A 17,858-nucleotide genomic window follows, 5' to 3' on the forward strand; every position below is an offset into this window, starting at 1 on the left:
CAAAACATCCCGACCGGCATCCGGTTTGCAGGCGGAATGGCGCTCTCGCCTACGAGCAGCCATTCCGAAGCCGCGACCGGCAAAGTACCTTGTGCTGCGAACAAGGGACAATCTGCCATGACCGTTCACAGCGGCGGATGCCATTGCGGCAACATCCGCCTGAGCTTCTCCACCGCGCTCGATCCGGCCGGACTGGAAATTCGCGCCTGCCAGTGCTCGTTCTGCACCCGGCACGGCTCGCGCGCGGCCGCCGATCCGAACGGACGCCTGAGCATCTCAGTCGAAGACAAGGCACGGCTGCAGGTCTACCGCTTCGGCCTGCGCACCGCCGACTATCTCGTCTGCCGCGAGTGCGGCGTCTATGTCGCGGCAATCGCCGGAGACGGTGAAGACGCCATGGCGGTCGTCATCGTCAACGCGCTTGACGATCGCGAGTTGTTCTCCCGCCAGCCGGTCGCCGTTCGGTTCGATGCCGAAACGCGCGACCAGCGTGTCGCCAGGCGCCACAGGGCCTGGATGCCCGTCGAAATCAGAGGGACCTGACTGGGCAGGGACAGCGCTTCTTCCTTCTCCCACAAGGGGGAGCCTGCATCACTTCGGCGGAGCCACCCAGATTTCGGCGTTCAGCCTTCTGGCGGCAAGGCCGCGCGCCAGGGCCTCGGCGCCGCGCGCGCTCTTTGCCAGGGCCGAGGCCTGACGCTTGCTGATGACAAGACCCTCGGCCAGCGCGCGGTTGCCCGAAAAGACGCGGGCCAGGAAAGGCGCGCGGTCGGCCCGGGCACGTGAAAACCGCGCCGGCATGGTTTGCTTCGCCGCGTGCGCCACCACCTCGTCGATCCATCCGTCGGCAAGCCGCGCGCCGGGTTCCAGAAAAAGCAGCCAATCGCCCTTGGCCTGGCCGATGCCGGCGCCGATGCCGCCGGTCACATAATGGCAGCCGGCATGCTCGGCCACCCGATGCGTCTGGTCGGTCGAACCCTGATCGCAGACGATCACGTCGCGCACCACGCCCTCGACCGCGCCGCCGACCAGCGAGGCGAGCGTACGGGCAAGACCCTCTTCGTCGTTGCGGGTTTCGATGAGAACGCTGAGCATCCTTAGCCGAATAGCGGAAAGCCGCGACTTGCGCCAGTTACGGCTTTTCGCCGAAAAAGTTCTTGCTTTGTTCTCTTCGGTAAAATAGGAATAGTTTCATGAACAGAGCGATTCGACAGCCTGCCGACAGTCCCTGGGAGAGGGCGAAAATGGAACAGATCGTGCGTGCCGACATTGCTGCTTTCGGAGCAGGCAGGGCCGAGATGGCCAATGCGATGATCGAACAGAGCGGCATGCGCGTGCGGCCCGACCGCAATCGCGGCCGCTCGGCCGGCATCAACCCGTCCGGCCGGTTCGAGCCGGTCAGCCGCCATGTGTTCGACGACGGCTGGAACTCGCTGGAGGAACTGCCGCCGTTCAAGACGGAAGTGCAGGTCGAGAAGCCGCGCACGATCATCACCCGCAACGAGTCGCCGGACATCTCGTTCGACCGTTCGATCAACCCCTATCGCGGCTGCGAGCATGGCTGCGTCTACTGCTTCGCCAGGCCGACGCATGCCTTCATGGGCCTGTCGCCGGGGCTCGATTTCGAATCGAAGCTGTTCGCCAAGCCGGATGCCGCGCGCATGCTGGACAGGGAATTGTCCAAGCCCGGCTACCAGCCGCGCACGATCGCCATCGGCACCAACACCGATCCCTACCAGCCGATCGAGAAGCAATACCGCATCATGCGCGAGATTCTGGAAGTGCTGGAGGCGCGCGGCCATCCGGTCGGCATCGTCACCAAGTCGGCGCTGGTGACGCGCGACATCGACATCCTGTCGCGCATGGCCGAGCGCGGCCTTGCCAAGGTGGCGCTGTCGGTGACGACGCTTGACCGCATGCTGGCGAGAACCATGGAGCCCCGCGCGTCGACGCCGACGAAACGGCTGGAGGCGATCAGGCAGCTTTCGGATGCCGGCATTCCGGCATCGGTGATGGTGGCGCCGATCGTTCCGGGCCTCAACGATCCGGAGATGGAACGCATCCTCGATTCGGCCAGGGCCGCCGGTGCAAGGGAGGCGGGATACGTCATCCTGCGCCTGCCGCTTGAAGTGGCGCCGATCTTCAAGGATTGGCTGCTGCGCCACTATCCCGACCGCTACCGGCATGTGATGTCGCTGATCCGCTCGATGCGCGACGGCAAGGACTACGATTCCGAATGGGGCAAGCGCATGAAGGGCGCCGGTCCCTATGCCTGGCAGATCGGCCGGCGCTTCGAGATCGCCGCCAAGCGGCTCGGCCTCAATGTCGAGCGGCGGCAGCTTCGCACCGACCAATTCGTCGCAGGTTCGGGCGCCGGCGAACAGCTGATGCTGCTTTAACCTCAGTGCCGGCCATGACGGGCCGGCGCTAAGCAATTCCAGGCAAAGCGATTTTCCGTCTGGAATTGTCATCCTTTTCAAGAATCCCGTCCGGCCACTGTCCCCCGGCCGCGAGACGGTGCCTTCCCGGTCCGACGCCCCATCCGACCCGGAAGGACTTGCGGAGAATCGGAGCCGATGCGAACCTCGCCGCACCATGGCTCGCGCGCGTTCCGATTCTCCGCTTCTCTTTGAAATGGTCGAGAAGCCCGACTTCTCGATCGAGACGAAGGCGATGGCCGACGGGCTGTGGCCAGTCGCCGGCATGGACGAGGCAGGGCGCGGTCCGCTCGCCGGACCGGTGGTGGCCGCCGCGGTGGTGCTCAACCCCGCCAATATCCCGGAAGGCCTCGACGATTCCAAACGCCTCACCCACTTGCAGCGCGAGGCGCTGTTCCTCAAGATTCTCGGCTCGGCGCTCAGCGTCTCGATGGCCTCGATCAGCGCCGAAGGTATCGACAACAGCAACATCCTGAAAGCCAGCCTCGAAGCGATGCGCCGCGCCGCCGCCGGCCTGTCGTTGCAGCCGAAGCTCGCTTTGGCCGACGGCCGCGACATTCCGCCGGGTCTCGCCTGCGAAGGCCGGGCGCTCATCAAGGGCGACCAGCGCTCGCAATCGATCGCCGCAGCCTCGATCGTCGCCAAGGTGATGCGCGACCGCATGATGTGTGGCTGCGGCGGACACCACGAACATTACGGCTTCGAGGTGCATATGGGCTACGCGACGGTCCGGCACCGGACTGCGATCGAGATGCATGGGCCAGTGGCAAGGCTGCACCGGGCCTCGTTCGCGCCGTTCAGGCTGGGCGGGGCGGAGATGGTTGAGGAAGAGAGCTTGGCCGGGCTGGAGTAGTTAGCTAATCTCCCTCAATGTGGTTGCGGCTTGCGGACATCCTCTGTCACTGGCGTGACTGATCGGCGCAGGTTTGATTGCCACGTGGTTCCCCAATCCGTCGCTGCTTCGCAGCGCCACCTTTCTCCCCTCCGGAGGGAAAGGAAGGTAGTCTTGCCGGACGAGCGTTAACGGCAAAAAGCTGGCGCCTTCCTCTACCCCGTCGATCGGGGGAGAGGTGGCTCGGCGAAGCCGAGACGGAGTGGGGGTCGACCAGCGCTACATTAAACAATGCATGCGCCAAGCTGCCATGCACGCTATCGCCAAAGACCAGCTGCTCGGAAATGTGTGCATAGCGTAGCCCCTTGTGGGGGAGATTAGCAGCTTCGGCGCCACGCTCCCTTTCAAACAACAAAAAGCCGCCGGGTTGCCCGGGCGGCTTTTGATTTCGAAGCTTCGACGCAAGCTTAGTTCAGCTTGGCCTTGACGTCATCCAGCGCCGACTTGAACAGATCCGCACCGGCCTTGACGTCGACCTTGGCGGCGAGCAGCGCGCGGGCGGCCTCGACGGCGATGTCGACGGCCGAGGCGCGCACTTCGCTGATGGCCTCGCGCTCGGCCTGGCCGATCTTCTGCTCGGCAAGCGCGGTGCGCCGGGCGACATAGTCCTCGGTCTTCTTGGCCGCTTCGGAAGCAAGCAGCTCAGCCTCGCGCTTGGCGGCGGCGACGATGTCGGCGGCCTCCTTCTCGGCTTCCCTGCGCTTCTGCTGATACTGGCCGAGCAACTGCTGGGCCTCTTCACGAAGCTTGCGCGCTTCCTCGAGCTCGCCGCTGATCTTGGCCGCGCGGGCGTCGAGCGACTTGGCGAGCATGCCCGGCACCCTCAGGTAGACGACAGCGCCCAAGAAGATGAGCATCGCAATGGTTGCCCAGAGCGTGGCGAGTGATGTGGCGTCCATGATCCTCGCTCCTCACCGGCTCGCGGATTTGACCGCGGCCGCGATCTCGGCCTTGTCGGTCTTACCGCCGACAAGCGCCTCGACGATGGCCGACGTGGTGTCCTCGGCGATCGTGCCGACTTCCTTCATCGCCTTGGCCTTGATCGAGGCGATGCTCGCCTCGGCCTCGCCAAGCTTCTTCTCGAGCTCGGCCTCGAGCTTCTTGCGCGTACCCTCGGCTTGCGCCTTGGCGGCGTCGTTCGCCTGCTGGCCGATCTTGTTGGCATTGGCCTTGGCCTCCGCCAGTTCCTGCTCATAGGCGGCAACCGCGGCGTCCGCCTCGCCCTTCAGCCTTGCGGCATGGTCGAGATCCTGGGTGATGCGGTCGTTGCGGACATCGATGATGCCGCCAAGACGCGGCATCACAACCCGCTTCAGGAACAGGTAGAAGAGCCCGAAGGTGATGACCAGCCACAGGATCTGCGACGGGAAGGTCTTGGCATCGAACGGCGGGAACGTTTCATGCTCCGCGGCAGGCACGGCGGTGCCTGCATGCGTATCGCCCTCGGCCGCGGCCGGCGCTGCTTCTTGCGCATAGGCAGATGTCACGAACATCTCATTCCCCTGTCCCTAGAACGGGGCCGCACCATGCGGCCCCTTTCGTCAGCTCTGGCTCTTACTTGAAGACCAGGAGCAGAGCGATCAGGAGCGAGAAGATGCCCAGAGCTTCGGTCACGGCGAAGCCGAAGATCAGGCGGCCGAACTGGCCGTCGGCAGCCGACGGGTTGCGGAGCGCACCCGAGAGGTAGCTGCCGAAGATGTTGCCGAGGCCGATGCCCGCGCCGCCCATGCCGATGCAGGCGATACCAGCGCCGATAGCAGCTGCTGCAGTTGCGTCCATTTCAAAACTCCTGTGGTTTCTCTATTCGTTGCAGGTTGGTACGTTGGGTAAGCTGGCGCCGGGGCGCCGGTGAAAATCAGTGGCTCGGATGCAGGGCGTCGTTCAGATACATGCAGGTCAGCACCGCGAACACATAGGCCTGCAGGAAGGCGACCAGCAGTTCGAGCGCGGAGAGTGCAACGGCCATGGCAAGGGGCAGCACCGAGCCGGCGATACCGACGGCGCCGAACGCGCTCAGGCTGACAACGAAGCCCGAGAACACTTTGAGCGTGATGTGGCCAGCCAGCATGTTGGCGAAAAGACGAACCGAGAGGCTGACCGGACGCGAGACGAAGGAGATGATTTCGATCGCCACCACCAGCGGCAGAAGGTAGCCCGGCACGCCCTGCGGCACGAACAGCTTGAGGAAGCCGAAGCCGTGCTTGGCGAAGCCGTAGACGAGGACCGTGCCGATGACCAGGATTGCCAGCGTGAAGGTGACGATGATGTGGCTGGTGACGGTGAAGAAATAAGGAAACAGGCCGATCAGGTTGGCGACCAGCACGAACATGAACAGCGAGAACACCAGCGGGAAGAACTGCATGCCCTGCTTGCCGGCGGCGTCGCGCAGCATGTTGCCGACGAATTCGTAAGCCATCTCGGACACCGACTGTAGCCTGCCCGGAATGAGCGCGCGGCTGGCCGTGCTCATGTAGAGGAAGGCCGACGCCAGCACGATCGTCACGACCATGAACAGGGAGGAGTTGGTGAAAGAGACGTCGTAGCCGCCGATATGCAGCGGGATGATCGGATGGATCTGGAACTGGTGGATCGGATCGACCTTGTCAGCAGCAGCCACTTTAAATCCCCGTCAAAGCCACAACCGGCTTTTTAAGTTCACTTAGCGCCCTGCGGCGCCCCACTTCATTCTTTCGGCTCGCGCGGCTTGCCGCCCTGGCCGAATTCGGATGCAAGTCCCGCCGAGCGCAGGACATTGAGTATACCAGCGCCAAAGCCCAGCAACAGGCCGACGATCAGACCCCAGGGCGCTGTTCCCGCCAGGCGGTCGATGATCCAGCCCAAGCCGACACCAACCACCACTCCGGCGATGAACTCGCTGGACAGCTTCAGCGCCTGACCGTAACCGGTCGCAGCTCTCGCTTCGTCTTTCCCCTCGAACCGGTCCGTGCGTCTCGTCGCAAGCGATGCTTCAAGACTACGCCGGCGGCGCTCAAGTTCGTCGTCGCGGATGGTGGCTTCTGGCTGCCTGCCGCGGCCGGTTTCTCCGGTTCCGTCTGGCCCGGTTTTGTCGGCCATCGCAACCCCCCTGCCCGGGCAGACGATTGCCGTCCGTCCGCTTCTAAAGTCGCCGGCAACATAGTTAGAGGGTCCGCCCCCGTCAAGCCACGGACCGAACTTCCAAGCGATGTATTTTTGGTAGTTAAATCAATGATTTATCGAGGTGCGACATCGTGCCCTTCACGGCCGCGTGAGGACTCGGCGCGAATCCGCGCAACAAGGCGCGTCCGCCGAGGCATTGCCGGGCGTCGAAGGAAGGATAGCCGGGGCGGTGGTTAAGGCGGCTCAGCTCGAGCCGCCAGCCGGCTCAACTCCAGCCGCCGCCATAGGTGCGGTAGAAGATATGCAGGCCGATCCTGGTCATCTTGTGCATGGCTCGCGCCCAGCCCGGATGGACGTAATTGGCGTAGTAATGCGTCGATGAGCCGACCTCGGGAATGAAGATCTTGCCGGCGGTCACCGCCATGGCAACCTCCTGGGCGGTCTTGTAGGAGGCCTGGTCGGTGATGGTCTTCTTCCTGCCGTCGCAGGCAAAGGAGAACTGGCAGCGGTTGAACCAGTTGTCGTTCTGGTAGACGACGCCGCAGATCGTCCTGGGATAGGCGGGGTTGCGGACGCGGTTGAGGATCACCTGAGCAACCGCCGCCTGGCCGCGCACGGGCTCGCTGCGCGCTTCGAAATAGATGCCCTTGGCGAGGCACGCCTGTTCCGGCTGGGAGAAGACGCCTGCGGGCAGCGGGTTCTGGATCCACGAATGGTCACCCTTGCCCATCGGCGGGATGAAGCGGCCATCGTTCGGATCGTCCTGCAGCAGCGCCTCGAAGGGCGAGGCCTTGGCATAGTCGGGTGCGGACTGGGCATAGGCGGTGGCGAGGATATCCGGCTTGTCGTTGTTGACGAGGGCGACAAGTGCCGCCGGCAGCGCCGGATCCGGCTTCTTGTCCTCGCGAAGATGGAAGGCCTGGGCGATCTGGACTTCCTTGCCCTTGATGCCAGGCTTGGCGAAGGTGAGCTTCAGCCCGCTGTCCATGCTCGGGCGAAGCAGCGAGGAGGTGCGCTCGAAGATCGAGCCGGCGCTGAAATTCTTGGGCGGCGCGACCGGTGCCATCTTGACCAAACGGCCCTTCTTGTCGGCGCGCATGACGCGGTCTTCGTCGGGCGTGGCGCCTGCGACATTGCCCTTGCCGCGAAAGGCCACCGTGCCGACGCCCGGCAGGTCGACGCCGGAACCGGAGAGCGAGCCGGTGGTGAGGGAATCGACAAACGGCATTTCGGCGGCATGCACCGAGCCGGCGGCGGATTTCTCGATATAGGCGTTCCAGCGGGTGTTGGACGATTCCAGGCCGGAGATCAGGCTTGCCATATCCTGATAGGCGACGGCCGACGGAAAGCCGATCCAAATGCCGAGCCCGAGCACCAAAGGAGGAAGAAAGGAACTCGCAACGGCGGCGGCGGCAAGCCGCAATGAAACGCGTCGATGCACGGAACTCTCCAGAACGCTACTGACCCCGGAGAGTCAAAATGAAGCATTAACCTTGATGGGGGGTTAACGACATCGATCGTGTTCTTTTCATGTTTGAGCGAAGCCGGCTTGCCGTTTCCGCGGCAAGCCGGCGAGGAATCAGACTGGTGAATCAGGCCGGGCGCAGGAAGATCGGCCAGGCGGTCGCCGCGCAGATCGCGGCCGCGAGCCACACGCCCGGCCATGCGAAGAACACCAACAGCCACGGAATGGCGATCTGCACCACGCAGAAGCCGACGAACACAAAGCTGTTGGCCAGGCTGAGCGCGGTGCCGACATGGCCGGCACCGGCAAGCGTGGCAAGTTCGGTATAGGCGACGCCGTGCCAGGCGGAGATGGATATGCCGGCAACGACGACCATCAGCGGGAGCAGCGGCACCAGCGACGGTGCTATGGCGGCGCCGATCACCAGCAGCCAAAGCACCAGGAATGCCAGCGTGCTCAACGCGCTGCAGAGTTTCAGGAACGGCCGACGGTTGCCGTGCCGGTCGGTGAAGCGCCCGCTCCAGATACGCATCACCATGGCGCCGGTCTGCACGGCGGCGAGGCTGGCGCTGGTCACAAAGGTGCCCATGCCGGCGAAGTCGTGCAGGAAGACCGAGGCGAAGGTCAGCACCGCGACCTGCGGGAAGCAGAGCAGGCCGATGGCGGTCGAGATGCGCCATACCTCGATGTTGCGCAAGGGTGCCGGGCCGCTTGTCGCGGCGGCGGCGCGGCCGCCGCTTGCCACCGGCGGCTCGTGCAGCCAGCGCCAGGCAAACCAGGCCGACAGAGCGGAGACGGCCGCAAGCAGGCCGAAGACCGCGGTGAAGCCCAAGGCCAGCGCCAGGGACGGCAGGACGAGCGCGCCCAGCCCGCCGCCAAGCGGCACCGCCGTCTGCCGGATGCTCATGGCGAAGCCGCGCTCGCCCTCGCCGAACCAGCCCATGATGGCGCGGCCGCTGGAGCCGTTGACGCTGCCGCCGAGCAGGCCGGCGACGACCAGGCTTGCCGACAGCAGCGCGACGCCGGGATTGGCCGTTTTTGTCGGCACGACAAGCATGGCCATGATGAGAAGCCACGCGGCTGTCGCGCCAAGTCCGGTCAGGAGCACGCGGCGGTCGCCCCAGCGATCGGTGAGCACGCCCCAGGGCAACTCGCTGAGCGCCACGCCGAGGCCGAGCAGCCCAAGCGCCAAACCCAGCGCGGCATTGTCGAGGTGATAGCCCTGGCGCATCGCCACCGCGGTCGCCGGGATGCCGGAGAAGGTGGCGGAGAAGCCGGCATTGGCGGCGACGCCGATGCCCAGCACCTTCCAGCGATGATTGGGACCGAAGGCGCGGCGAGCAGGGTTGCCGGCACTTTCTCCTGCGGGCGGCTGGCAGTCGTTTCGTGTGACGCTGGCGGACATGGTTCCATTCCCGTCACGGCCTGCTGACGGCTTGACGGACGGGATGTAGCGCCATAGCTTTATCCATAAAATCAGGAAGTTTTTGATCAACAATCCTGAAAATCAGGACAATCTCATGCGCCGCATCACTTTCGACCTCCATGTCCTCAGGACTTTTGTCACCGGCATGGAGCTGGGCAGCTTCGCCAAGGCGGCCGAGCGGCTGGGACGCTCGACGTCCGCGGTCAGCGCGCAATTGAAAAAGCTCGAAGAACAGGCGGACACGCCGGTTTTCCGCAAGGCGGGGCGCGGCCTGGCGCTCACCGAAGCCGGCGAGACGATGCTTGGCTATGCGCGGCGGCTGATCGAGCTCAACGACGAGGCGGCCTCCGCCATCCGAGACATTGAACTGGAAGGCTGGGTGCGGCTCGGCCTGCAGGAGGATTTCGGCGAGGCCGTGCTGCCGGACGTGCTCGGCCGCTTCGCCCGCGCCCATCCCAAGGTCCGCATCGAAGCGCGGATCGGCCGCAGCCACGACCTGGCCGAGCGCGTCCTGTCAGGCAATCTCGACATCGCGCTCGCCTGGCATGACGGCATGACGCTGCCCTACAGCCGCCATGTCGCCAACGTGCAGGCGCGCTGGATCGGTCCGGCAAAGCCGATCGAGGCCGGTCCGCGCAATGGCGAGCCGCTGCCTCTGGTGGTGTTCGAGGCGCCGTGCCTCTTGCGCACCGTGGCGACCGAAACGCTCGACCGCGCGGGCATGCCCTGGCGCATGGCCTTCTCGAGCCCCAGCCTTGGAGGCATCTGGGCGGCGGTGGCGGCAGGCCTCGGCCTGACGATCCGCACCGATATCGGCTTGCCGGCCAATGTCAGGGCGATCGCACCGGGAATTCTGGAACTTCCCGCCCTGCCCACGATGGCGCTGCATCTGCACCAGAAGGACGCCGAACTCGATCCGGTGGCGGCGCGGCTGGCCGAGATATTGCTGCAGGCGGCGATGGAGACGTTGCCTGAGGGAGCGCGAACCCGCGATGGGTTGCGAGAGGTCGCTTAGCTTTTTCGGACAGGTAGTGCTGCGGATCGAAGTACCCGGCGTCGCGTTCCGTCACACCCCCCTCTGTCCTGCCGGACATCTCCCCCGCAAGGGGGGAGATCAGACGTCACGCAGACTTTCGCTACTCTCCCACGTTGCAGGATCGGCGGCGCGCCGAAGCTGCCAATCTCCCCCCTTGCGGGGGAGATGCCCGGCAGGGCAGAGGGGGGTGCTGTCCCGCCAGCATTGTGAGGATCTTACCCGCGACGGGAAAAGACCTCACCGCTTCTTCGCCCTGCCGGCAAACGGATTGTCCGACGTGCGCAGCGCCATGCGGATCGGCACGCCCGGCATGTCGAAGGCCTCGCGCAGGCTGTTGGTCAGGTAACGGACGTAGGATTGCGGCATCGCGTCCGGGCGCGAACAGGAGACGACGAAGCCCGGCGGGCGGGTCTTGGCCTGGGTGACATATTTGATCTTCAGGCGGCGGCCGGCGACGGCGGGCGGCGGATGATGGGCGAGGATGCCTTCCAGCCAGCGGTTGAGCTTGCCGGTCGAGACGCGGCTGTTCCACACCTTGTGCGTCTTGATGACGCTTTCCATCAGCTTGTCGAGGCCGCGCCCGGTCTCGGCCGAGACCGTCACCGCCTGGATGCCGCGCACCTGCGGCAAGAGCCGCTCGGTCTTTTCGCGCAACTCGGCCAGCAATTCCTGCGGGTTGTCGATCAGGTCCCATTTGTTGAAGGCGATCACCGGCGCCCTGCCCTCGCGGGTGATCAGGTCCGCGATCTGCAGGTCCTGCTTCTCGAAGGGAATCGTGGCGTCGAGGACGATGATGACGATCTCGGCAAAACGGATGGCGCGCAGGCCGTCCTGCACCGAGAGCACTTCCAGCTTTTCATGGATCCTGGACTTGCGGCGCATGCCGGCGGTGTCGAACAGCTTTATGCGGCGGCCGCGCCAGTCCCAGTCGACCGAGATCGAATCCCGCGTGATGCCGGCTTCCGGACCGGTCAACAGCCGCTCCTCGCCGATCAGCGCGTTGATCAGCGTCGACTTGCCGGCGTTCGGGCGGCCGACGACGGCGATGCGCAGCGGCTTGGTATCGTCATATGATGCTTCAGCGTCCGGGTCGGCGATGTCCTCGCCGATCAGCACTTCGCTCGCGGCGATCTCGTCGCTGCCGTCTTCGTCGTCGTCGCCGAAGGCGCGCTCCTCGCCAAGCGCCGCAATCACCGCGTCGCGCAGGTCGGGCATGCCCTGGCCGTGTTCGGCCGAAACCGGGATCGGTTCGCCGAGGCCGAGTTCCCAGGCCTCCAGCATGCCCCCTTGAGCGCCGCGCGCCTCGGCCTTGTTGGCGACGAGCACGACCGGCTTGCCCGATTTGCGCACGACGTCGGCGAAGGTGCGGTCGTCGGGCAGCAGGCCGGACTTGGCATCGATGGTGAAGAAGATGAGGTCGGCTTCGCGGATGGCGATCTCGGTCTGCTGACGCATGCGGCCGGGTAGCGTCGATGCGGCGGCATCCTCGAAGCCGGCGGTATCGATGACGTCGAAGTGAAGGTCGTAGAGCTTGGCGGCGTGGACGCGGCGGTCGCGCGTGACGCCCGGCGTGTCGTCGACAAGCGCCAGCTTCTTTCCGACCAGCCGATTGAAAAGAGTCGATTTGCCGACGTTAGGCCGGCCGATGATGGCGACTTTGAAGCCCATCCAGGATCACGACGCGTTGCCCGACCCGCGGATCAGCTCGGACATCAGCTGCGCCCGCTGGCGCACATTGCGCGGGGCGGCTTCATCCGAAGAGATCTGGTCGAACAGTTTGAGTGCGTCCGCGGACTTGCCATCCTTCCAGGCGGCAAGGCCGAGCGCCTCGCGCGCCGAATGGCGCAGCGGATTGGTGTCGGCGGTGAGCGCCTCGATGCGGCTGGAGACGTCGGCGTAGGAACCGTGGTCGACGAGCAGCAGCGCCGCCCTCAGCCGCGCGATGTCGCGAATGCCGGCCGGAATGGCGTTGTCGGCGGCGACCTCGTCGAAATCCTTGACCGCGCCGTCGACGTCGCCCTTGTCGGCCTTGACGGTCGCGGCGCGCATGCGGGCGAGCAGCGGATAGGCGCCGTAGCCGTCCTTCTCCAGCTGATCGAGAGCGGCGATCGCCTCGTCGTTCTTGCCATCATTGGCGAGCTTGAGGGCCGCCGAGAAGGCGTCGCCGGAGCGGTTGGCGCGGGTTTCGTCCCAGTAGCGGTAACCAACGACAGCGGCGGTGCCGAGCACGATGAGGATGGCAAGGCCGAGAATGGCCGGGCCAAAACGGTCCCATAGCTTCTGCGCCTGCTCGCGACGCATCTCTTCGTTGACTTCGCGGATAAAACTGTCGTCCGACATCAATCAAAACCATTGCTGCCCCGGAAGGGGGCGCCTCTTGAGCCCGCGTTTTAGCGAAATTTTGTCGGCATGGAAGGGGGCGGACCGGAAAATCGGCTTGGAATGCCGGGCGCCCACAGCCCTTGCCTGAACGCAACCGCGCCACATTTGCGCGATAGCCGGCTTCCGATCAGCCGGAGATGTCCCGCCAGAGGTTGCCAATGCTTCGTATGTACCGCGTCCTTGCATTCAGTCTCGCCTCGCTCGCCTCAGCCAATGCGGCCTTCGCCGATCCGCCGAAATCGCCAATCGTTTCGCCTGCCAGACCCAAGCAGGTGGTGCTGATCTCGTTCGATGCCGCCCGCGAGATCTCGCAGTGGCAACGCAGCCGTGCGCTGGCAAAGCGCACGGGCGCGCATTTCACCTATTTCCTGTCCTGCGTGTTCCTGCTCTCGCCACAAACGCGGCAGGACTATGCCGGCCCCGGCAAGGCAGCCGGCAAATCCAATGTCGGCTTCGGCGCGTCGAAACAGGACGTGGCCGACCGGCTGGAGCAGGTCCGGCTGGCCGCGGCCGAGGGTCACGACATCGGCAGCCATGCCTGCGGCCATTTCGACGGCAACGCGTGGAGCAAGGCGGACTGGCTGGCCGAATTCGCCTCCGTCCGGAGCATTTTCGAGAACGCCTATGCGATCAACGGCATTCAGGAGCCGGCCGACTGGCACGATTTCGCGCATCATGCGCTGGTTGGGTTCCGCGCGCCCTATCTCTCGACCGGCAAGGCGCTTTACGAAGCCCTGCCCGAGGCCGGTTTCCAGTATGACGCCAGCGGTGTCTCCAAAGGCCCGACCGTCCCGCCGACCCTGAATGGGACAACCCGCTTTGCCCTGCCGCTCATCCCGGAGGGACCGAAGGCGAAGCCGGTGATCGCCATGGATTACAATCTTTATGTCCGCCACTCGGACGGCACCGAGAAGCCGGCCATGGCGGACGCATTCACCGACCGCGCCTACCAGGCGTTCCACGCCGCTTTCGAGGCTCAGTACAACGGCAAGCGCCTGCCGCTGGAACTCGGCTTCCACTTCACGCTGATGAACGACGGCGCCTACTGGAACGCGCTGGAGCGCTTTGCCGGCGAGGTCTGCGTGATGCAGCAAGTCGAGTGCATCAGTTTCCGCGACTATGTCGCGCGCCGGCGCGCCGGCCAGGCACAGGCGACCGCGGGCGGCTGAGCCGCCCGCCGGATCGCTTATCTTTACGCTCTCCTGGGTTGTTCCAGATCAGGCCGGGTCCTCAGCGCCCTGCCGAGCCAGATAGCGCCGGTCGATGTCCGGAAGCGGCTCGCCTTGGAGCGTCGCCTCGAAGGCGCGCAGGCGCTTGTGGACCGACTGCAGTTCGACGATGGTCGACCAGGAATTCAGCAGGAACTGGAGCGAATTCGTCACCTTGCCGAAGGCATTCGAAATCTGGTTGAGCGCGCCGAAGGTGATCTTATGGGCGACCAGCGATGGCCCGAGGATCAGCAGCGAGAAGATGTTGTCCGCCTGCAGGTACGTGTACCGGACGACGTTGAAATAGATGTAGTGGAAATAGAGCCTGAAGTAGTTGCGGCGCACATTGGTGAACAGCTCCGCCGTCGTCGCCGGCTGCGCCCGATCGGGATGATCCTCGCCGTAGACAAGTTCCTTGCGGTAAGCCGCCTCGACGCGCTGATTGCGGAACTGGAGGCCCGGCAGCTTGATGCCTGCGAGCATCACCGAGGCCGTGCCGAACAGGCACCAGCCCAGAGCCGCAACGACCAGAGGCTGCGGCACCGCGCCGATGATCGGCAGCTCGGTGATGTGCGCCTGAAGCTGGATCATCACCGGCAGGAAGGCGATCAGGGTCATGATCGACTGGACGAAGCTGGAGCCCAGGTCCTCCATGATCTGCGAGAAACGCATCGTGTCTTCCTGGATGCGCTGCGAGGCGCCCTCGATATGGCGCAGCCGGCTCCAGTTGGCCACGAAGTAATTGTTCATCGCGGTTCGCCAGCGGAAGATCCAATGGCTGACGATGAAGGCGTTGATCACCTGCACGTTCATGCCGACTAGCGCCAGCCAGGAGAAGTCGGCCAATCCCTTGTAGAATTCGGTGTCGGTCGAGGCTGTCGTTCCCGACATCAGGCCCTGAACGTAGTCGAAGAAAGGACCATACCAGTTGTTGACCGCGACGGAGACCTGCACGTTGAAATAGATGAAGAACAGGATGACGGCGGTCATCAGGATCGACCAGTTCTGCCACGGATGCGGCGCATACCAGCTCCAGAACGCATAGAAGACCGCCACGCAGGCCGCGAAGTAGATGTAGAACCACAGGAAGGGCTTCGACCACAGCACCGCGATGCCGATGATGGGCGGCGCGCCGGCCGCAGCGGGAGGGAAGCCTAAGACGGCTCCCAGTTGCTCGCCGCCGAAAAACCAGAACAGAATCGCCGCAAGGCTCCAGACGGCGGCCGAGGTGAAGAAGAGCTTCGGCTGCGGGAAAAAAGATACGAACACTGTGGCGGGTTTCCTCGGTCTGACCGCAAATCAGCGGCGTTGCTGTTCGGCGGGCATAAGGTCACACATTAGGGGGAAAGAAAATGCCCATGCCCGATGCCCGGCATCGAACAAGGCCGCAAATCATGGCGATTTTGGCGCAGCCGACCAGGCAATGACGCCGGAGAGCAGCAAGGCCGCCGCCGCCATGATCGAGGCAAGCACGTAATTGCCCGATGCCTGAGCAAGCAGGCCGGCGGCGATCGGGCCGACGATCTGGCCAAGGCCGAAGGCTGCCGTCATCACCGCGAAGATGCGGCGCGGCGCCCGCGGCGCGAGCTGCCTGCCCATCTGTATGCCCAGCGCCGTGAGGGCGATGAAGGTGCCGCCGAGCAGGACGCCGGCAATCAACGGTCCGGCTGCGCCCTTGACGACGACGCTGGCGGTGACGCCGACCACCTCGACCAGGCAGCTCGCGGCATAAGCGGCATAGAGCCCTATCCGGCCGGCGAGCTTCTGCCACGCCCAAGTCGAGGGAAAGCCGGCAAGTCCGGCGACCATCCAGACGGTGGCCTCGAAGACGCGCCCGCCGCCGCCTTGGCGCACGATGGCGACCAGGAAAGTGGCCGTCACCACATAGCCGAAGCCGAACAACCCATAGGCGACGATCATCTTCACCAGGGAGCCGTCCTTCGGCAGCGCCGGCTCGCGCCCGTCGGTGACATTGGCCGGCGTGGTCGAGCCGGCGAGCAGCATGACGACGAGCAGGCCGACCGCCGAAAGCGCTCCGGACCAGAGCCAGCCGGCGGCCCAGCCCGCGTGTTCGGAGACGAGGATCGCCAGCAGCGCCGAGGACGCGGCAATGCCGAGACCGACGCCACCGAAATGCAGCGCCTGCAAATCGCCGCGGCCGGCCTCAGCCAGATGGCTGAAGACGATCGAGGCCATGAACACCATGACGAAGGCGCTGGCGAGGCCGGCGAGGAAGCGGATGACGAGGAAGGCGGCCATGGTCTCATTGAGCCCCATGAGGGCCGCGAGCACGGCGCTGGCGGCGAGGCCGGCGAACATCAGCATGCGCTCGCGGTCATGCGCCCAGCCGCCGGCCGCGGCGAGCGCGCCGATGAGGTAGCCGAGATAATTGGCGGAAGCTATCCAGCCGGCGTCGGCCGGCGTCAGGTGCAGTTCCTCCATCATGCCGGGCAGGATGGGCGTGTAGACGAAGCGGCCGATGCCCATGGCAACGGCGAGCGCGACCATGCCGGCAAGGGCAAGGCGCAGTGGAGATGGCGAGGCGTTCATTGCGGCGCACAATAAGTGCGCGCGTCAGCGAAACAATGTGCTTGCGTTGGGCCAGCGCTGCCCCGCAACCGGGCCGAATGGCGTCAGAGACAGGTTGTGCCCACGATCTCGTATGCGGTGCGGCGGGCCGTCAGCCGGAAGGGCATGTCGCCGAGCTCGCGCTCCGACATGGTGTCGAGCACCGGATGCGACAGCGGATCGGTGATCCAGCGGGTCATCTCATCGTCATCGTCATCGCGCGGCCTCGCCTCGGCGCCGGAAAGCCCTTTCAGCAAGGATAAAATCTTCATGGGACCACCTCCTGGCTCAAGGCTATTCCTGTTAAATTCCGCCCTTTTCTGTCGGGTTTCAATTGAGATTCCGATCCATCTACTTTAGAAAAACTGAATGGCTATGCTCAATCGCGTCCATCTCAACGGCCTGCGTGCCGTGGAAACCGTCGCTCGGCTGGGATCGCTGGCGGGAGCGGCCACCGAGCTGAATGTCTCGGTCAGCGCCGTCAGCCAGCAGGTCAAGCGCACCGAAAAGCAGCTGGGGCAGGCGCTGTTCGAACGGACGCCGGGCGGGCTCGTGCCGACCGAATTCGGCGCTGCCTTCACGGCGCGGCTCAGCGCCGGCTTCCGCGAGATCGCGCAAGCGGTGGCGCTGGCCGACGAGGCCAACGAATGCACGCTGGTCGTCTCGGTGGCGCCGGCCTTCGCCTCGAAATGGCTGCTGCCCCGGCTATCGAGGCATTTCTCCCGACACCCGAACGTGCTTTTGCGCATCGACGCCTCGGCCAGGGTCGCCGATCTCGACCGCTCGGACATCGATATCGCCATCCGGCTTGGCGATGGCAAATGGCCGGGCGACCGCGCCGAGCTTCTGCTTGCCCAGGAAGTGTTTCCGGTCTGCGCGCCATCGATCGCTGCCAGGCTGAAGTCGATCGGCGATCTGGCGCAGACCTGCGCCATCACCGACGAACGGGCGATGTTCAGCTGGGACGGCTGGTTCGAGGCGGCCGGCGTCGAGCCGGTCACCTTCCAGAAGGGAGCGCGTTTCACCGATCCGATGCTGTGCCTGGAATCGGCGATCGCCGGCCACGGCGTGATGCTCGCCTGGCAATTGCTCACCGCCGACGCGTTGGCCGACGGCCGGCTGGTCGCGCCCTTCGGTGTGCGGGCCGAGAGCGGGCTGGGTTACTGGCTGGTGACCTCAGCCACAAAAAGCGAAAGCCGCAAGGTGCGCGACTTCAAGGCCTGGATTCGCGAGGAGATCGAGGCGACCATGGCGCAGTTCCGGGCGCTGGACAGCGCCGCCTGAAATCAGGCCCAGTCGATCGCGGTGGAAAGGCCAACCGCAGCGGTCTATGTAGGAACAGGA

General features: G+C 65.0%; 19 protein-coding genes. 6 read left to right on the forward strand and 13 right to left on the reverse strand.

Annotated elements, in window-relative coordinates; translation table 11 throughout:
• Positions 1-117: 117 nt before the first annotated feature.
• Positions 118-543, forward strand: a complete 426-nt coding sequence (locus FJ414_RS14495) for an aldehyde-activating protein (protein ID WP_140645058.1) — start codon at positions 118-120, stop codon at positions 541-543.
• A 48-nt stretch (positions 544-591) separates the two neighbouring features.
• Here the strand turns inward: FJ414_RS14495 and FJ414_RS14500 are convergent, their stop codons facing one another.
• On the reverse strand, positions 592-1,095 hold the full coding sequence (locus tag FJ414_RS14500; protein WP_140645059.1) for a glycosyltransferase: 504 nt from the start codon (positions 1,093-1,095) through the stop codon (positions 592-594).
• A 149-nt stretch (positions 1,096-1,244) separates the two neighbouring features.
• Between FJ414_RS14500 and FJ414_RS14505 the strand changes: the two genes are divergently transcribed.
• Positions 1,245-2,399: a PA0069 family radical SAM protein gene (locus FJ414_RS14505; protein WP_140645060.1), complete on the forward strand. Its 1,155-nt coding sequence runs from the start codon at positions 1,245-1,247 to the stop codon at positions 2,397-2,399.
• A 196-nt stretch (positions 2,400-2,595) separates the two neighbouring features.
• Positions 2,596-3,291 carry a ribonuclease HII gene (locus FJ414_RS14510; protein ID WP_140645061.1) on the forward strand — a complete coding sequence of 232 codons (696 nt, stop codon included), beginning with the start codon at positions 2,596-2,598 and terminating at the stop codon, positions 3,289-3,291.
• 446 nt (positions 3,292-3,737) lie between these two features.
• Here the strand turns inward: FJ414_RS14510 and FJ414_RS14515 are convergent, their stop codons facing one another.
• The 7 genes from FJ414_RS14515 to FJ414_RS14545 all read right to left on the reverse strand — a co-directional run bounded on the left by FJ414_RS14515 (position 3,738) and on the right by FJ414_RS14545 (position 9,299).
• Entirely contained in the window at positions 3,738-4,229 is a 492-nt protein-coding gene (locus FJ414_RS14515; protein ID WP_140645062.1) for a F0F1 ATP synthase subunit B, read from the reverse strand.
• A gap of 12 nt (positions 4,230-4,241) precedes the next feature.
• Positions 4,242-4,823, reverse strand: a complete 582-nt coding sequence (locus FJ414_RS14520) for a F0F1 ATP synthase subunit B (RefSeq protein WP_140645063.1) — start codon at positions 4,821-4,823, stop codon at positions 4,242-4,244.
• A gap of 61 nt (positions 4,824-4,884) precedes the next feature.
• Positions 4,885-5,109, reverse strand: a complete 225-nt coding sequence (locus tag FJ414_RS14525; protein WP_027164582.1) for a F0F1 ATP synthase subunit C — start codon at positions 5,107-5,109, stop codon at positions 4,885-4,887.
• 76 nt (positions 5,110-5,185) lie between these two features.
• Positions 5,186-5,947: a F0F1 ATP synthase subunit A gene (locus tag FJ414_RS14530; protein WP_140645064.1), complete on the reverse strand. Its 762-nt coding sequence runs from the start codon at positions 5,945-5,947 to the stop codon at positions 5,186-5,188.
• Positions 5,948-6,012: 65 nt separating this feature from the next.
• Entirely contained in the window at positions 6,013-6,405 is a 393-nt protein-coding gene (locus FJ414_RS14535; protein WP_140645065.1) for an AtpZ/AtpI family protein, read from the reverse strand.
• 289 nt (positions 6,406-6,694) lie between these two features.
• The gene (locus tag FJ414_RS14540) at positions 6,695-7,870 is read right to left on the reverse strand and encodes a cell wall hydrolase (protein ID WP_140645066.1); all 1,176 of its coding nucleotides are present in this window, start codon (positions 7,868-7,870) and stop codon (positions 6,695-6,697) included.
• A gap of 151 nt (positions 7,871-8,021) precedes the next feature.
• Positions 8,022-9,299: an MFS transporter gene (locus FJ414_RS14545; protein ID WP_140645067.1), complete on the reverse strand. Its 1,278-nt coding sequence runs from the start codon at positions 9,297-9,299 to the stop codon at positions 8,022-8,024.
• A 115-nt stretch (positions 9,300-9,414) separates the two neighbouring features.
• On the opposite strand from FJ414_RS14545, the gene FJ414_RS14550 reads away from it, so the two are divergent.
• Entirely contained in the window at positions 9,415-10,335 is a 921-nt protein-coding gene (locus FJ414_RS14550) for a LysR substrate-binding domain-containing protein (RefSeq protein WP_140645068.1), read from the forward strand.
• Between the two features lie 258 nt (positions 10,336-10,593).
• On the opposite strand, the gene der is transcribed toward FJ414_RS14550, so the two are convergent.
• Positions 10,594-12,024 (reverse strand): ribosome biogenesis GTPase Der, encoded by a 1,431-nt coding sequence (der, locus tag FJ414_RS14555; protein ID WP_140645069.1) that lies wholly within the window; start codon positions 12,022-12,024, stop codon positions 10,594-10,596.
• Between the two features lie 6 nt (positions 12,025-12,030).
• Positions 12,031-12,696 (reverse strand): tetratricopeptide repeat protein, encoded by a 666-nt coding sequence (locus FJ414_RS14560; RefSeq protein ID WP_140645070.1) that lies wholly within the window; start codon positions 12,694-12,696, stop codon positions 12,031-12,033.
• Between the two features lie 200 nt (positions 12,697-12,896).
• On the opposite strand from FJ414_RS14560, the gene FJ414_RS14565 reads away from it, so the two are divergent.
• Positions 12,897-13,907, forward strand: coding sequence for a polysaccharide deacetylase family protein (locus tag FJ414_RS14565; RefSeq protein WP_140645071.1), 1,011 nt, complete (start codon positions 12,897-12,899; stop codon positions 13,905-13,907).
• Positions 13,908-13,955: 48 nt separating this feature from the next.
• Here the strand turns inward: FJ414_RS14565 and sbmA are convergent, their stop codons facing one another.
• From sbmA to FJ414_RS14580, 3 genes are all read right to left on the reverse strand, one after another.
• Positions 13,956-15,215 (reverse strand): peptide antibiotic transporter SbmA, encoded by a 1,260-nt coding sequence (gene sbmA, locus FJ414_RS14570; protein ID WP_140645072.1) that lies wholly within the window; start codon positions 15,213-15,215, stop codon positions 13,956-13,958.
• 123 nt (positions 15,216-15,338) lie between these two features.
• Positions 15,339-16,496, reverse strand: coding sequence for a YbfB/YjiJ family MFS transporter (locus FJ414_RS14575; RefSeq protein WP_246672396.1), 1,158 nt, complete (start codon positions 16,494-16,496; stop codon positions 15,339-15,341).
• Positions 16,497-16,579: 83 nt separating this feature from the next.
• Positions 16,580-16,786, reverse strand: coding sequence for a hypothetical protein (locus FJ414_RS14580; protein ID WP_140645073.1), 207 nt, complete (start codon positions 16,784-16,786; stop codon positions 16,580-16,582).
• A gap of 97 nt (positions 16,787-16,883) precedes the next feature.
• On the opposite strand from FJ414_RS14580, the gene FJ414_RS14585 reads away from it, so the two are divergent.
• Positions 16,884-17,798, forward strand: a complete 915-nt coding sequence (locus tag FJ414_RS14585) for a LysR substrate-binding domain-containing protein (protein WP_140645074.1) — start codon at positions 16,884-16,886, stop codon at positions 17,796-17,798.
• The last annotated feature ends 60 nt before the right edge of the window (positions 17,799-17,858 follow it).

This window comes from Mesorhizobium sp. B3-1-6, assembly GCF_006439555.1.
Classification (GTDB): domain Bacteria; phylum Pseudomonadota; class Alphaproteobacteria; order Rhizobiales; family Rhizobiaceae; genus Mesorhizobium.